The organism is Streptococcus sp. S784/96/1 (assembly GCF_902729355.1).
In the GTDB taxonomy this organism is placed as follows: Bacteria; Bacillota; Bacilli; order Lactobacillales; family Streptococcaceae; genus Streptococcus; species Streptococcus caledonicus.
In genome coordinates this window covers 1-14116 of record NZ_CACVCC010000041.1, presented here as the reverse complement: position 1 = coordinate 14116, position 14116 = coordinate 1, and the positions used below count along the sequence as shown (strand labels likewise).

The window sequence follows — 14116 nt, the reverse complement described above, 5'->3', positions numbered from 1 at the left end:
GATGTGGAACCTGTCTTTGGGCAGATAAAGGCTTGTTTGGGTTACAAAAGATGTAACTTAAGAGGCAAATGTCAGGTGACAATTGACATGGGATTGGTACTTATGGCCAATAATCTCCTAAAATACAATAAGAGAACAACTCAAAACTAAAAAGCTAGAGTTCCACTATTAGGAATCTCTAGCTTTTTTGTCGCTGAGAACTATTTTTGTCTCAGACTATTTTTTCATTTCCTGTTCTTTCCAATTTTTTTCATTCCAAAGGCTGAGGTTAATGTAAAAAAGTGGTAGTATAACAAATCCTAAACCATATTCTCCTAAATAGTTTGAAATAAAAGTAGACAAGGCAACTCCTAATGCAAAAGTAAAAATAATCAAAAATATATTTCTACCTGCTTTTTGGAGCTCTGTATTTTTCTCAATTAAGCCTTTGAATAATAAAAAAGCACCATTTTTGACATTTCCAGTCATCATAACGTTAGCATAAGGAGCACCTCTAAGTTTTCGAAAGGATTCTACCTGAATGGAAGCAACTAGAGCTAAATTTGCCATTGTAAAAAATGAGGGTAAAATAGGTGTCAATAACACCGTAATGACGATAATTATCTGCATAATCACACTAGCTCCAAAATGCCAAAATATATTTTTCCTGACAAACCAGCGACGAACAAGATAAGTAACACATTGGCCCAACATAAAAAATATAATAGGGATTGTAAAATTAAGAACTTTTTGCCAATTCCCTTGAGCCGAATGGTAAGCCCACATAATCACATTGCCAGATTGTACCCCCGCAAAAATGCCGTTCTGAGTAACAAATGTAAAGGCGTTAATATAGCCACTAATAAATGTCAAACAAGCTGCAATACGTAAGCCTTCAAAAACGCGATAATTTTTCACTCTATGTTTCATTTTTTCTCACTTTAATTGATTTTTTTACTTATGATAGGGGCTTCCCTGTTGAATCATAAAAGATCGGTATATTTGCTCAATCAGAACAAGTTTCATTAACTGATGTGGAAGAGTTAATTTGCCAAAGCTCATCAATAAATTAGCACGTTTTTTAACACTAGGTGCTAACCCTAGGCTCCCTCCAATAATAAATGTTATGTCTGAGTAACCTTTAACAGTAATATTTTCTAAAATTCTACTAAATTTTTCTGATGGAAATTGTTCTCCTTCAATTGCCAACGCTATGACAAATTCCCTGTCTGAAATTTTTTTTAGAATACGACTAGCTTCCTTTTCCATAATTGATTGATTTTCAGAATCACTAGCTTTATCTGGTGTTTTTTCATCTAGGATCTCTACCATTTCTAATTTACAAAATCGTCCTAAACGTTTTTGATATTCAGCGATACCATCTTTTAGGTATTTTTCTTTTAGTTTTCCTACCGTTATCACTTTTATTTTCATACTTTAATTATACCACAAATATTTTTCAGAGTAAGTTATCCACAGTTTAAATCATAAGATTAACCTTATAGTTAGAGGTGTTTTGGTCTTTATCCACAAAAGTTTTCCACAAGTTGTGGATACTTTTATTTTTCATCAGTTTAAGGTATAATTAAGTCAATTTTCTTAAACTGATGGCAATTGGAGGTCATTCAACATGAAAAAAAATCTATCTTTTATTTTAAAATTTATTTTACTCGTCGGTTCTGGTTTTTTAGGAGGAGTAGTGGCGACATTTTTGATATTACAAAATAATTTTGTTTTATCTAAATTGTCAGGAAATTCATCTCCAACTACAAGTATTAGCAATGTGAGCTATAAAAATACTAGTGATACAACTTCAGCAGTAGCGTCTGTACAAGATGCTGTTGTATCTGTGATTAATTATCAAAGACAACAAAATAATTCATTGCAAAATATCTTTGATAATTCTACATCTAGTGAATTAACTGTAACTAGTGAAGGTTCTGGGGTTATCTATAAAAAAGATGACAAGTCAGCCTATGTTGTGACAAACAATCACGTTATTGAAGGGGCTCAACAAATTGAAATATTATTTTCTGATGGTTCAAAAGTCGTCGGTGAATTGATTGGAAGCGACACCTATTCTGATCTTGCAGTTGTTAAAATTTCATCTGACAATGTCAAAACAATAGCTACATTTGCAAATTCTGAAACATTAACGGTTGGTGAGACTGCAATTGCTATTGGTAGCCCTCTTGGATCTGAATATGCCAATTCTGTGACTGAAGGTATTGTATCTAGCCTTAGTCGTACTGTTACAATGAAAAATGAACAAGGTCAAACTACCTCTACAAATGCTATCCAAACGGATGCTGCAATCAATCCTGGTAACTCAGGTGGTGCTCTTATCAATATTCAAGGACAAGTCATTGGTATAAACTCTAGTAAAATTTCATCAATCTCTACTTCACGATTAAATGGTTCTTCAGTTGAAGGTATGGGCTTTGCAATTCCTTCAAATGATGTGGTTAAAATTATTAATCAATTAGAGAAAAATGGAAAAGTCAATCGTCCAGCTCTCGGTATTACAATGGCAAGTCTAAGTGAATTATCTACTAATTTTATTTTCCAACTAAAACTACCCGAAGAAGTAACTTCTGGAATTGTTATTGCTAGCGTTCAAAACAATATGCCTGCTTCTGGTAAATTAGAAAAATATGATGTCATTACAAAAATTGACGATAAATCTGTAGCTTCACCAAGTGATTTACAAAGTGTTCTTTACGGTCACAGCACCGGTGATGCTATAACAGTTACTTTCTACCGAGAAGGTAAAAAACAAACTATTGATATCATTCTTGATAAAACCACTCAGGATTTGAATTCAAATTAAGTTGACAGACTTTATTACTGCCTTTACAATAGTGTAAAGGCAGTTTTTTATTTAGGAGAACAGATGACAGAACATTTACAGATTATAAAGATTGATCATATCCAAAAAAATCCCTATCAACCTAGATTACAGTTTAATCAGGAAGAATTGAAGGATTTAGCAAATTCCATTTCTGAAAATGGTTTAATTCAACCGATAATTGTCAGAAAATCTTCTATTTTTGGCTATGAATTGATTGCAGGAGAACGTAGACTGAGAGCTTCTAAAATGGCTGGTTTAATTGAAATTCCCGCTATTATCAAAAATATTTCTGATGAAGATAGTATGAAGCAAGCTATTATTGAAAATCTCCAGCGCTCCAATCTCAATCCAATCGAAGAGGCTAAAGCCTACCAACAAATGATTGACAAAAATCAAGTAACACATGAAGATTTGGCACGATACATGGGGAAATCCCGACCATATATTAGTAATCTTCTTCGTTTATTAAACCTTCCAAAACCTATTCAGGAAGCTGTTATTTCTGCTCAACTATCTCAAGGACACGCACGTGTTCTTCTAAGTATCAATGATGTAGAAAAACAACTCTTTTGGCTAAAAGAAATTCATGACAAACAACTCAGTGTTAGACAATTAGAATCACTCATTCTTGGAAAGAAGAAAAAAATCCTTCCGACATCAAAAAATCTTTTTATTACCCATTATGAAAAAGAACTAAGCCAAAAGCTTGGCCTTCCTGTCAGCATTACATCTGACAAATCACACCGAGGGAAAGTCAGTATCCACTTTTCTAACCAAGAAGATTTCCACAGAATTATCAACAGCCTAAAATAAGCTGTTGATTTTTTTATTTCTAAACATCATTATCCACAAAAAAATCTCAAACAAACCTTTATTTTATCAAGTGTTTCAGGGTTATTCACAGGTTGTGGAAAACTTTTTTCTACAATGTGGATTATTTCTAAAATACTTGTGGAAAACTTTTTTTAAATATGTTAGAATAAAACAACTAAACATACAGATAAGGAGACAAGATGACCGATAGTGAACTACGATTTTGGAATCGGGTTTTGGAATTAGCAAGACAAAAATTTTCACAAGCTGTTTTTGATTTTTTTATTGCTGATGCTAAACTCATACGTATTTCAGATCATGTTGCCACTGTCTTCATGGAAGAAAAAAAAGAACTCTATTGGAAGAGCAATCTTACTGATATCGTCTTAACTGCAGGTTTTGAAGTCTTCAATCAAGAAATCTTGATTGACTACATTTTTGAAGAACCTATTGATGAAGATAGTCTGGAAGAATTTCAGTCACCAATCCAAACTTTAATACCAGAAGATTTTTTATACCAATCACCGATTATTTCAGATTTAAATCCTAAATATCGTTTTGATAATTTTATTTCTGGTAAGGGAAGTCAGTGGGCACTGGCTGCCGCACTTGCAGTCGCTGGAAGTCCAGGAACCGTCTATAATCCTCTTTTTATTTGGGGAGGTCCTGGATTAGGAAAAACGCATTTACTAAATGCTATAGGAAACAGTGTCCTTGAGGATAATCCACGCGCTCGAATTAAATATATTACAACTGAAAATTTCATTAATGAGTTTACAACTGCTATTAGATTAGGCACAATGGAAGAATTAAAAGAAGCCTTTCGCCACCTTGATGTTCTATTAATTGATGATATTCAATACATGGCCAAAAAAACAATGGCAGGCACTCAGGAAGAATTTTTCAACACTTTTAATGCACTTCATTCAAATAATAAACAAATTATTCTTACTAGTGATCGAGCTCCTGAGCAGCTAAATGATTTAGAAGAACGTCTAGTATCACGCTTTAGTTGGGGACTAACCCAAGATATTACACCGCCTGATTATGAAACTAGGATTGCTATTTTACAAGATAAAATCCAAGACTATCCTTACCAATTTTTACCAGCTACTATAGAATATCTCGCAGGGCAATTTGATTCAAATGTTCGTGAGCTTGAAGGCGCTCTTAAAAACATCAGCTTAGTCGCTAATGTCAAGAAAGTGGATACAATCACTGTTGATATTGCAGCTGAGTCCATTCGTGCTAAAAAACAAGAACCTTTAACGATATCTGTTATTCCTATCGAAACCATCCAAACTGAGGTTGGTAAATTCTATGGGGTCTCCGTTAAGGAAATCAAGTCAACTAAAAGAAATCAAAATATTGTCCTAGCACGTCAAGTTGCTATATTCCTTACTCGCGAAATGACTGATAATAGCCTCCCAAAAATTGGTAAAGAATTTGGTGGAAGAGACCATTCAACTATCCTTCATGCCTATAATAAAATCAAAAATATGTTAAAAATAGACGATGGACTTCGTATTGAAATTGAGACATTAAAGCAAAAAATAAAATGACTTGTGTATAACTAGATTACTTTTTAGCTCTTTTTCCACAAGTTATCCACAGTGATAATACCTTTATCTTATCAAAAAAAGAAAACTTTTCCACGTTATCCACAAGTCCTACTACTACTACTAATCTAATACTTATAAAATAAAGGAGAATCCATGATACATTTTTCAATTAATAAAGCCTATTTTTTACAAGCTCTAAATGCAACCAAAAGAGCTATTTCATCAAAAAATGCTATTCCTATTCTTTCAAGCTTAAAATTAGAAATCACTAATTCAACTATTATCTTAACTGGATCAAATGGACAAATTTCTATAGAAAATACAATTTCAAGTCAAGATGATAATGCAGGTCTTCTCATTACTCAACCAGGTGGTATTTTATTAGAAGCTAATTTCTTTATTAATATTGTCTCTAGTCTTCCAGATGTTACTTTAGATTTCGAAGAAATTGAGCATCATCAAGTCGTTCTTAGAAGTGGAAAGTCTGAAATCACATTAAAAGGGAAGGATATTGATCAGTATCCTCGTTTACAGGAAGTAATAACAACTAATCCACTTTTATTTGATACTAAAATTCTTAAAGATATCATTTCTCAAACTGCTTTTGCTGCTAGTACACAAGAAAGTCGTCCTATTCTGACTGGTGTACATATGACATTGAAAAATCATAAGTTCTTTAAATCAGTTGCTACAGATTCTCATCGTATGAGTCAACGACAAATTGAACTTGAAAAATCAACAGAAGATTTTGATGTGGTTATTCCAAGTCGTTCCCTTCGTGAATTTTCAGCTGTTTTTGGTGATGATGTGGAACAAGTTGAACTATTTTTATCGCAAAGTCAGGTTCTTTTTAGAAGTGAACATACTTCATTTTACACACGTCTTTTAGAAGGAAATTATCCAGATACAGATCGTCTTCTAACAAATACTTTTGAAACAGAGGTAACATTTAATTCTTCAGCTCTTCGTCAATCAATGGAACGTGCTCAGCTTATTTCAAATGCTAGTCAAAATGGAACTGTTAAGCTGGAAATTAGCAATGGTAAGGTAAGTGCCCACGTTAATTCTCCAGAAGTTGGTAAAGTTAACGAAGAAATTGATGTTATTGAATTGACAGGAAATGACCTAACTATTAGTTTTAACCCAACTTATCTTATTGATGCACTAAAAGTTTTGAAGAGCACAACAGTTGTCATTCGTTTTATTTCTAATGTTAGACCTTTTACTTTAATTCCAGGTGATGATACTGAAAACTTTATTCAATTGATTACGCCTGTTCGTACAAACTAAAGTTAGTTTATGGGATTTGGCTTATATTAAGCTATTCTAAAACTTTTTCATATTTCATAGACACTCAGCTTTCTTTGCTGGGTGTTTTTTTGATATAATGACAAGAAGTAAAAGGAGCAACAAATGTATCAATTAGGATCTGTAATAGAAATGAAAAAGCCACATGCTTGTACGATTAAATCAACTGGAAAAAAAGCAAATGAATGGAAGATTATACGTTTAGGAGCAGATATCAAAATACAGTGTACTAACTGTGAACACGTTGTGATGATGAGTCGACATGATTTTGAACGAAAGATAAAAAAAGTTCTGCAACCGTAGAAACCTTATTCTATTCAGCTTTTCTAGCAGTTGCGCAACGGTTGGTTGCCATAAAAAGTGCTAGTCTGCTTTCATATTATCGGTTATAATGAGGCAAGAAAGGTGGATACAGTAATGACTATATTTGCAGAACAGCTCAAAAACTTCGCCAAAAGAAAAATATTTCGCAGGAAGAGTTAGCCAAACAGTTATTTATTTCACGTCAAGCTGTTTCAAAATGGGAAAATGGTGATGCCACTCCAGATTTAGAAAATTTAGCTAAATTGGCTGAGCTATTAAGTGTTACAATTGATGAACTAGTGACAGGCAAAGAACCAGTTGTCAAAGTTGTGGAAAAAATTGAGAAACCAATGAATGCTTGGGAGTTTTTGAACGAAGAATCAAAGAGACCACTCAGTAAAAATGATATAGCATCCCTTCTATTTGTTGCTGTTATCATTTTAGGTGTTTATTTTATTGTGACGTATTTTAGTTAAAGCTTGCCAATCAGCAAGCTTTTTTCTTGTTTTTTTGGTATAATACTCATGATTGAATTGAGAATGGAGAAATAGAAAATATGGCTTTAACAGCAGGTATCGTTGGTTTACCAAACGTTGGGAAATCAACCCTATTTAATGCGATTACAAAGGCTGGTGCAGAAGCTGCTAACTATCCTTTTGCGACCATTGACCCAAATGTAGGGATGGTTGAAGTACCAGACGAACGTTTACAGAAGTTGACAGAATTGATTACACCAAAGAAAACTGTCCCAACAACCTTTGAGTTTACAGATATTGCAGGGATTGTAAAAGGGGCTTCAAAAGGGGAAGGCCTTGGAAATAAATTCTTGGCCAATATCCGTGAAGTAGATGCCATTGTCCATGTTGTTCGTGCTTTTGATGATGAAAATGTCATGCGTGAGCAAGGGCGTGAGGACGCTTTTGTGGATCCATTGGCAGATATTGAGACCATCAATTTGGAGTTGATTTTAGCTGACCTTGATAGCATTAACAAACGCTATGCGCGTGTGGAAAAAATGGCGCGTACGCAAAAAGATAAGGATTCTGTTGCTGAGTTTAACATCTTGCAAAAAATCAAGCCTGTTCTTGAAGATGGTAAATCAGCGCGTACCATTGACTTTACAGATGATGAACAAAAAATTGTCAAGCAACTTTTCCTTTTAACCACTAAACCAGTGCTTTATGTAGCAAATGTTGACGAAGATAAAGTTGCTGAACCAGATGATATTTCTTATGTGCAACAAATTCGTGAGTTTGCGGCAACAGAAAATGCTGAAGTGGTTGTGATTTCAGCACGTGCCGAAGAAGAGATTGCTGAGCTGGAAGATGAAGATAAGGCAGAGTTCTTAGAAGCTATTGGTTTGACTGAGTCAGGCGTAGACAAGTTGACCCGTGCTGCTTATCACTTGCTGGGTCTCGGCACTTACTTTACAGCTGGTGAAAAAGAGGTGCGTGCTTGGACCTTCAAGCGGGGGATTAAGGCGCCACAAGCGGCTGGTATTATTCACTCTGACTTTGAAAAAGGCTTTATACGTGCCGTGACTATGAGCTACGACGATCTCATGCACTATGGCAGTGAGAAAGCGGTCAAAGAAGCTGGTCGCCTTCGTGAAGAAGGCAAGGAATACATCGTTCAAGATGGAGACATCATGGAATTCCGTTTCAATGTCTAAACATATTGTTAAAGTATGAGGCCTGTGTCTTATACTTTTTTCTGCTAGATGAGAGGAGTTAATAATAATCACATGGTAAAACTAATTGTCGGTTTGGGAAATCCAGGTTCAAAATATCACGAAACCAAGCACAATGTTGGCTTTATGGCGATTGATTTGTGGGCTAAATCCTTAAGCGTCACTTTTTTAGAGGAGAAGGTCTTTAAGGCAGAAGTTGGCTCAACTTTTGTCAATGGTGAGAAGGTTTATCTGGTCAAACCAACTACATTTATGAACCTTTCAGGAATTGCTGTACGAGCTTTACTAGCTTACTATAACATTCCTATTGAAGATCTTATTGTCATTTACGATGACCTGGATATGGAAGTTGGTAAGATTAGATACCGTCAAAAAGGCTCAGCAGGTGGTCATAATGGGATTAAATCCATTATTGCAGAATTAGGAACACAAAAATTTGATCGGATTAAAATTGGTATTGGTCGTCCCAAACAGGGAATGACTGTTGTCAACCATGTTCTTGGTCGCTTTGAATCCGATGATTATATCAGGATCACAATGACCTTGGATAAGGTAGTTGAATCTTTGGAGTATTATTTGAAAACAAATGATTTTGAAGGAACAATGAGGCGATATAATGGCTAATATTGTAGAGTTATTTGGTCAGCATAAGACCTTAGTCGAATGGCGAGATAAGGCTCCATTATTAGGACGTCAACTCATCATGGGTTTATCGGGAAGCAGCAAGACTTTAGCCATTGCTTCTTACTTTGTAGAAGAAGGTGGAAAGCTAGTTGTTGTTACGGCTACTCAACATGAGGCAGAGACCTTAGCTGCTGATTTGATAAGTTTGATTGGCGAGGAAAATGTTTTTCAATTCTTTGCGGATGATATTGCCGCTGCAGAATTTATTATGGCTTCTCAAGAAAGAGCCATATCGCGTGTTGAGGCTCTAAATTTTCTAGTGGATGATGAGGCGTCAGGTATTCTCTTAGTTAGTTTGATTGGTACTCGGATTTTACTGCCGAATCCAATGGACTATGTTGCTCAGCTATTGACCTTAGCAGTCAGTGATGAATATGATTTAGAGACTTTAACCAAGCAACTGCTCATGATGGGCTACACTAAGGTTAGTCAGGTGATGAGTCCTGGTGAGATTAGCCGTCGAGGGGATATTTTAGATATCTATGATAGTAAAAATGACAAGGCTTATCGCTTGGAGTTTTTTGGGGATGAGATTGACGGGATTCGTCTTTTTGATGTGGAAACGCAAAAATCATTGGAAACTCTAGATGAGGTTCAACTATCTCCTGCTGAAGAAATGATTCTGACGAGAGATGATTTGGCGCGTGGTCAAAAACGACTGGAAAAAGCGTTGCAAAAAACAGCTAAGGACAATCCTACCCATGACTGGTTAGTCGAGCTGATTTCTGTAACCGCAGATGGTCACAAGCACCGAGATATTCGCAAATTCCTCTCGTATTTCTATGAAAAGTCTTATACCTTATTGGATTATATTCCAAAAGGGACACCACTTTTTATTGACGATTTCCAAAAATTGGTTGATCGTAATGCCCGTTTTGATTTGGAAGTTGCTAATTACTTGACAGAGGAACTCCATCAAGGAAAATCTGTTAGTGATTTAATTTATTTTGCAGAGAGTTATCAGACCATTCGCCAGTATCAGCCAGCGACTTTCTTTTCTACCTTTCATAAGGGGCTTGGGAATATCAAATTTAACCAGTTGCATAACTTGACCCAGTATGCCATGCAGGAATTTTTCAATCAATTCCCACTCTTGGTTGATGAAATCAATCGTTATCTTAAAAATAAGGCAACAATTGTGATTCAAGCAGACAGTCAAGTTGGTCTGGAAAAATTACAAGAAACCCTTCGAGAGTATCAACTAGACTTACCAATTGTGGCTGCAGGTGCTATTGAGATTGGTCAGGCACAGCTGGTTGTAGGTCATCTGTCACATGGGTTTTACTTTGCTGACCAAAAATTGGTACTAATTACGGAAAAAGAAATTTTCCATAAGACCATCAAGCGCCGTATCCGTCGTCACAACATCAGCAATGCCGAGCGCCTTAAAGATTACAATGAACTGGAAAAGGGAGATTACGTTGTTCACCATGTGCATGGTATTGGACGGTTCATGGGGATTGAAACCATTGAAATTAAAGGTGTCCACCGAGACTATCTTACGATACAATACCAAGACGCCTCAACCATTTCCTTACCTGTGGAGCAGATTGAGAGCCTATCAAAATACGTTTCGGCAGATGGCAAAGAGCCACAAATCAATAAACTTAATGATGGACGATTTAAGAAAACCAAGCAGAAGGTTACCAAGCAAGTCGAAGATATTGCGGATGACCTCTTAAAACTCTACGCTGAACGCAGCCAGTTAAAAGGCTTTGCTTTTTCACCAGACGATGATAATCAGCAGGAGTTTGATGACGATTTTCCTTATGTGGAGACAGAGGATCAGCTACGCTCTGTCAAAGAAATTAAGACTGACATGGAAAGTGACCGACCAATGGATCGTCTTTTGGTTGGAGATGTTGGATTCGGTAAGACAGAAGTCGCAATGCGAGCAGCCTTTAAAGCGGTTAATGATGGTAAGCAGGTAGCTGTTTTGGTACCGACAACAGTCCTAGCTCAGCAACATTACACTAATTTTAAAGAGCGCTTTGAGAACTATGCTGTCAATGTTGGTGTCCTCAGCCGTTTCCAAAGTAAAAAAGAGCAGACACAGACCCTTGAGAAACTAAGTCAAGGTCAGGTGGATATTATTATTGGTACCCATCGTCTCTTATCAAAAGATGTGGCATTTTCAGATTTGGGACTGATTGTGATTGATGAGGAACAACGATTTGGAGTAAAACACAAGGAAAAATTAAAAGAGCTGAAAACTAAAGTTGATGTTTTGACTCTAACGGCAACACCAATCCCAAGAACACTGCACATGTCTATGCTGGGCATTCGTGATTTATCAGTGATTGAGACACCACCAACCAATCGTTACCCTGTCCAGACCTATGTGATGGAAACCAATCTTGGAGTGATTCGTGAAGCTGTTATGCGTGAAATGGACCGTGGTGGTCAGGTATTTTACGTTTACAACAAGGTTGAAACGATTGAGCAAAAAGTATCCGAACTTCAAGATTTATTACCCGAGGCTAGCATTGGCTTTGTTCATGGTCAGATGAGTGAGGTACAACTGGAAAATACCCTCCTTGATTTCATTGATGGTCAATATGATGTGCTTGTGGCAACGACAATTATTGAAACAGGTGTCGATATTTCTAATGTTAATACCCTCTTTATTGAGAATGCTGATCACATGGGCTTGTCAACCTTGTATCAATTACGTGGTCGTGTTGGCCGTAGTAATCGTATTGCCTATGCTTATCTCATGTATCGTCCAGATAAGATTTTGACAGAAGTTTCAGAAAAACGCCTTGATGCGATTAAAGGCTTTACGGAGCTGGGGTCAGGTTTTAAGATCGCCATGCGTGATTTGTCCATTCGTGGGGCTGGTAATATTTTAGGGGCATCGCAGAGCGGTTTCATTGATTCCGTTGGTTTTGAATTATATTCACAGATGTTAGAAGAAGCGATTGCTAAGAAGCAGGGCAAATCGCAAGCACGTCGCAAAGGGAATGCGGAACTCAACCTTGCTATTGATGCCTATCTTCCAGCTAATTACATCTCAGATGAACGGCAAAAAATAGCCATTTACAAACGTATCCGTGAAATTGAAAGCCGAAAAGATTATCAAGAGTTACAAGAGGATCTTATAGACCGTTTTGGAGAATATCCAGATCAAGTGGCCTATCTCCTTGAAATCGGTCTCGTCAAAAGTTACATGGATGCTGTCTTTGTCAATATGGTTGACAGAAAAGACAACCAATTGATTGTTCGATTTGAAAAGGTTGCTCAAGCACTGTTTTTAACGCAAGATTATTTTGAGGCTCTATCAAAAACCAATTTAAAAGCCCGTATCAGTGATGACAAGGGACAGATGGAAATCATTTTTGATAGCCGTGGTAAAAAAGACTACGAAATCTTAGAAGAACTTTGTAAATTTGGTCAGGGATTTGTGGCTATAAAAGAACGAAAAAATCAAGATAAAAATGCTTAAAAATCTCATGAAATCAACATGTCAAATCCTTTTGACAAAGAAAACCCTAGCTTGACAAAGAAGTTGTATGGTAAACTAGTGGGTAAAAGATTAGACTAAACTCATCAAGGAGGTCGAAATGGAACTACACAGTCGTTTGGTTGATTTACGGAAAAGTAAGCAGCTTTCCCAAGAAGAATTGGCAGAGAAATTGTATGTTTCACGGCAAACCATTTCTAACTGGGAACGTGGTAAGACTTATCCAGATATCAATTCACTCTTACTGATAGCTACCTTTTTCGATGTCTCCTTAGATAATCTAATCAAAGGAGATGTTGACATTATGAAACATCAAGTCGACCAATCGCAGTTCAAGAAGTGGCTGAAAGCTACTTGCCTATCGTTTTTTACTCACTCATTTATTCAGCCACTTGGGCGCTTTTATCAAATAGATAATTTTCAAATTCTAAATACCCTATCATTATTGCCTGTATTTTACTGTCTGTATAAGCTGTATCAACTAATGAAAAACCATAAATTACAGACTTATAGTCAAATTATTGATTTTGTGAACAATAAAGAAAAAAGTGACTTTTCTTGGTTAAGAGAGGGAAAGCTTGTAGTAATCATAATTTTTATACTTTGGTTTTTAATCATTTTAGGACAGTTTATCGGAACACTACTATTTCACTGAGGTTGAGACAAAAATATCTCAACCTTCTTTTTTTTTGATAGTAATAACAGATTGGCGCAGTGGTTGATTGGAGGTCTGTAACTGGACCCTTCTTTCATTTTCAAGTGTCCACCTAAAATAGTCCACTGGACTATTTTAGTACCACGCAATCGTTAGCGGCCATCCTATACGAATGTGATGAACTTCGTTCATCTTATTTCCAACCTCCAAAGGTTTTATACGAAAACTTCAAAAAAGTGCAAAACTTCCTCCCCTATGTTACAATATAGGCGAAAAATTTTTAGTTTTGGATTGTTAGCTCGTCTCTAACAATCTTTTTTGTTGGCAAAATTCAGAATAAGTTAATTGATAAGACAAAAGAATATAAGCTAGTTTAAGTAACTAATGAGCAATAGCTATAGTAGCTTTTTGTGGGCCTCTTCTAGATTTTAATCGATTAAACCGTTCAGCTATAGGACTGCCTTTTTGTCGTCTAGCCGCAAAGACAGCTTGACAAAGGCACTTTTTCAGGTAAGCATTACCATGTCTTATTCGGATACTTCATTTTTTACCAGCACTCTCATGATTTCCTAGACATAACCCAGCCCAAGAACTTAATTGACCAACTGTTGGAAATTGGTTCATCTCAACACCGACTTCAGCGATAACAACAGAGGCTGTAATCTGATTGATACCCGGAATACTATCCAATATCTCTAGTTCTCGCTCATAGTCTTTGAGATAACTGTCTATTCGATTTTCTAACTGTTGGATTTTAGCATTATAACAATCATAAGTTTCTAATGCTTGCTCTAACATAAACCGATGA

Annotated in this window: 13 protein-coding genes and 2 pseudogenes; 12 read left to right on the top strand and 3 right to left on the bottom strand. The window is 36.1% G+C overall.

From position 1 onward, the window contains the following. A partial coding sequence (locus GZ996_RS10565; protein ID WP_202922620.1) for a transposase occupies positions 1-150 on the top strand: 150 nt, incomplete at its 5' end. A gap of 66 nt (positions 151-216) precedes the next feature. On the opposite strand, the gene GZ996_RS10560 is transcribed toward GZ996_RS10565, so the two are convergent. Together GZ996_RS10560 and rlmH are read right to left on the bottom strand one after the other, a co-directional pair. After that, positions 217-909 carry a YoaK family protein gene (locus GZ996_RS10560; protein WP_162012026.1) on the bottom strand — a complete coding sequence of 231 codons (693 nt, stop codon included), beginning with the start codon at positions 907-909 and terminating at the stop codon, positions 217-219. A 24-nt stretch (positions 910-933) separates the two neighbouring features. After that, positions 934-1413 carry a 23S rRNA (pseudouridine(1915)-N(3))-methyltransferase RlmH gene (gene rlmH / locus GZ996_RS10555; protein WP_162012025.1) on the bottom strand — a complete coding sequence of 160 codons (480 nt, stop codon included), beginning with the start codon at positions 1411-1413 and terminating at the stop codon, positions 934-936. A 196-nt stretch (positions 1414-1609) separates the two neighbouring features. Between rlmH and GZ996_RS10550 the strand changes: the two genes are divergently transcribed. From GZ996_RS10550 to GZ996_RS10505, 11 genes and pseudogenes are all read left to right on the top strand, one after another. Beyond that, positions 1610-2809 carry a S1C family serine protease gene (locus GZ996_RS10550; RefSeq protein ID WP_162012024.1) on the top strand — a complete coding sequence of 400 codons (1200 nt, stop codon included), beginning with the start codon at positions 1610-1612 and terminating at the stop codon, positions 2807-2809. A gap of 63 nt (positions 2810-2872) precedes the next feature. Next, complete coding sequence (locus tag GZ996_RS10545; protein WP_162012023.1) at positions 2873-3643, top strand: ParB/RepB/Spo0J family partition protein; 771 nt, start codon at positions 2873-2875, stop codon at positions 3641-3643. Positions 3644-3843: 200 nt separating this feature from the next. Next, a complete protein-coding gene (gene dnaA, locus GZ996_RS10540; protein WP_162012022.1) occupies positions 3844-5205 on the top strand; it encodes a chromosomal replication initiator protein DnaA in 1362 nt (453 codons plus the stop codon). Positions 5206-5358: 153 nt separating this feature from the next. Then, a complete protein-coding gene (dnaN, locus tag GZ996_RS10535; protein ID WP_156807147.1) occupies positions 5359-6495 on the top strand; it encodes a DNA polymerase III subunit beta in 1137 nt (378 codons plus the stop codon). Positions 6496-6618: 123 nt separating this feature from the next. Next, positions 6619-6816 carry a DUF951 domain-containing protein gene (locus GZ996_RS10530; protein ID WP_156807148.1) on the top strand — a complete coding sequence of 66 codons (198 nt, stop codon included), beginning with the start codon at positions 6619-6621 and terminating at the stop codon, positions 6814-6816. 122 nt (positions 6817-6938) lie between these two features. Beyond that, positions 6939-7073: pseudogene (locus tag GZ996_RS12145) on the top strand (helix-turn-helix domain-containing protein); the annotation flags it as partial. 6 nt (positions 7074-7079) lie between these two features. Then, positions 7080-7292, top strand: a complete 213-nt coding sequence (locus tag GZ996_RS11975) for a hypothetical protein (RefSeq protein WP_238386423.1) — start codon at positions 7080-7082, stop codon at positions 7290-7292. Between the two features lie 80 nt (positions 7293-7372). After that, positions 7373-8488: a redox-regulated ATPase YchF gene (gene ychF / locus GZ996_RS10520; RefSeq protein ID WP_156807150.1), complete on the top strand. Its 1116-nt coding sequence runs from the start codon at positions 7373-7375 to the stop codon at positions 8486-8488. A 72-nt stretch (positions 8489-8560) separates the two neighbouring features. Continuing rightward, complete coding sequence (gene pth / locus GZ996_RS10515; protein ID WP_162012021.1) at positions 8561-9130, top strand: aminoacyl-tRNA hydrolase; 570 nt, start codon at positions 8561-8563, stop codon at positions 9128-9130. Continuing rightward, complete coding sequence (mfd, locus tag GZ996_RS10510) at positions 9123-12635, top strand: transcription-repair coupling factor (RefSeq protein WP_162012020.1); 3513 nt, start codon at positions 9123-9125, stop codon at positions 12633-12635. The genes pth and mfd overlap by 8 nt, the downstream gene beginning before the upstream one ends. Positions 12636-12753: 118 nt before the next feature. Further along, entirely contained in the window at positions 12754-13308 is a 555-nt protein-coding gene (locus tag GZ996_RS10505; RefSeq protein WP_162012019.1) for a helix-turn-helix domain-containing protein, read from the top strand. A 294-nt stretch (positions 13309-13602) separates the two neighbouring features. Here GZ996_RS10505 and GZ996_RS10500 read toward each other — a convergent pair. Continuing rightward, positions 13603-14116, bottom strand: a pseudogene (locus tag GZ996_RS10500) (transposase); the annotation flags it as partial.

Coding starts and splice junctions, on each gene's coding strand:
- GZ996_RS10560 (WP_162012026.1), bottom strand. CDS start 909: ATGAAACATAGAGTGAAAAATTATCGCGTTTTTGAAGGCTTACGTATT.
- rlmH (WP_162012025.1), bottom strand. CDS start 1,413: ATGAAAATAAAAGTGATAACGGTAGGAAAACTAAAAGAAAAATACCTA.
- GZ996_RS10550 (WP_162012024.1), top strand. CDS start 1,610: ATGAAAAAAAATCTATCTTTTATTTTAAAATTTATTTTACTCGTCGGT.
- GZ996_RS10545 (WP_162012023.1), top strand. CDS start 2,873: ATGACAGAACATTTACAGATTATAAAGATTGATCATATCCAAAAAAAT.
- dnaA (WP_162012022.1), top strand. CDS start 3,844: ATGACCGATAGTGAACTACGATTTTGGAATCGGGTTTTGGAATTAGCA.
- dnaN (WP_156807147.1), top strand. CDS start 5,359: ATGATACATTTTTCAATTAATAAAGCCTATTTTTTACAAGCTCTAAAT.
- GZ996_RS10530 (WP_156807148.1), top strand. CDS start 6,619: ATGTATCAATTAGGATCTGTAATAGAAATGAAAAAGCCACATGCTTGT.
- ychF (WP_156807150.1), top strand. CDS start 7,373: ATGGCTTTAACAGCAGGTATCGTTGGTTTACCAAACGTTGGGAAATCA.
- pth (WP_162012021.1), top strand. CDS start 8,561: ATGGTAAAACTAATTGTCGGTTTGGGAAATCCAGGTTCAAAATATCAC.
- mfd (WP_162012020.1), top strand. CDS start 9,123: ATGGCTAATATTGTAGAGTTATTTGGTCAGCATAAGACCTTAGTCGAA.
- GZ996_RS10505 (WP_162012019.1), top strand. CDS start 12,754: ATGGAACTACACAGTCGTTTGGTTGATTTACGGAAAAGTAAGCAGCTT.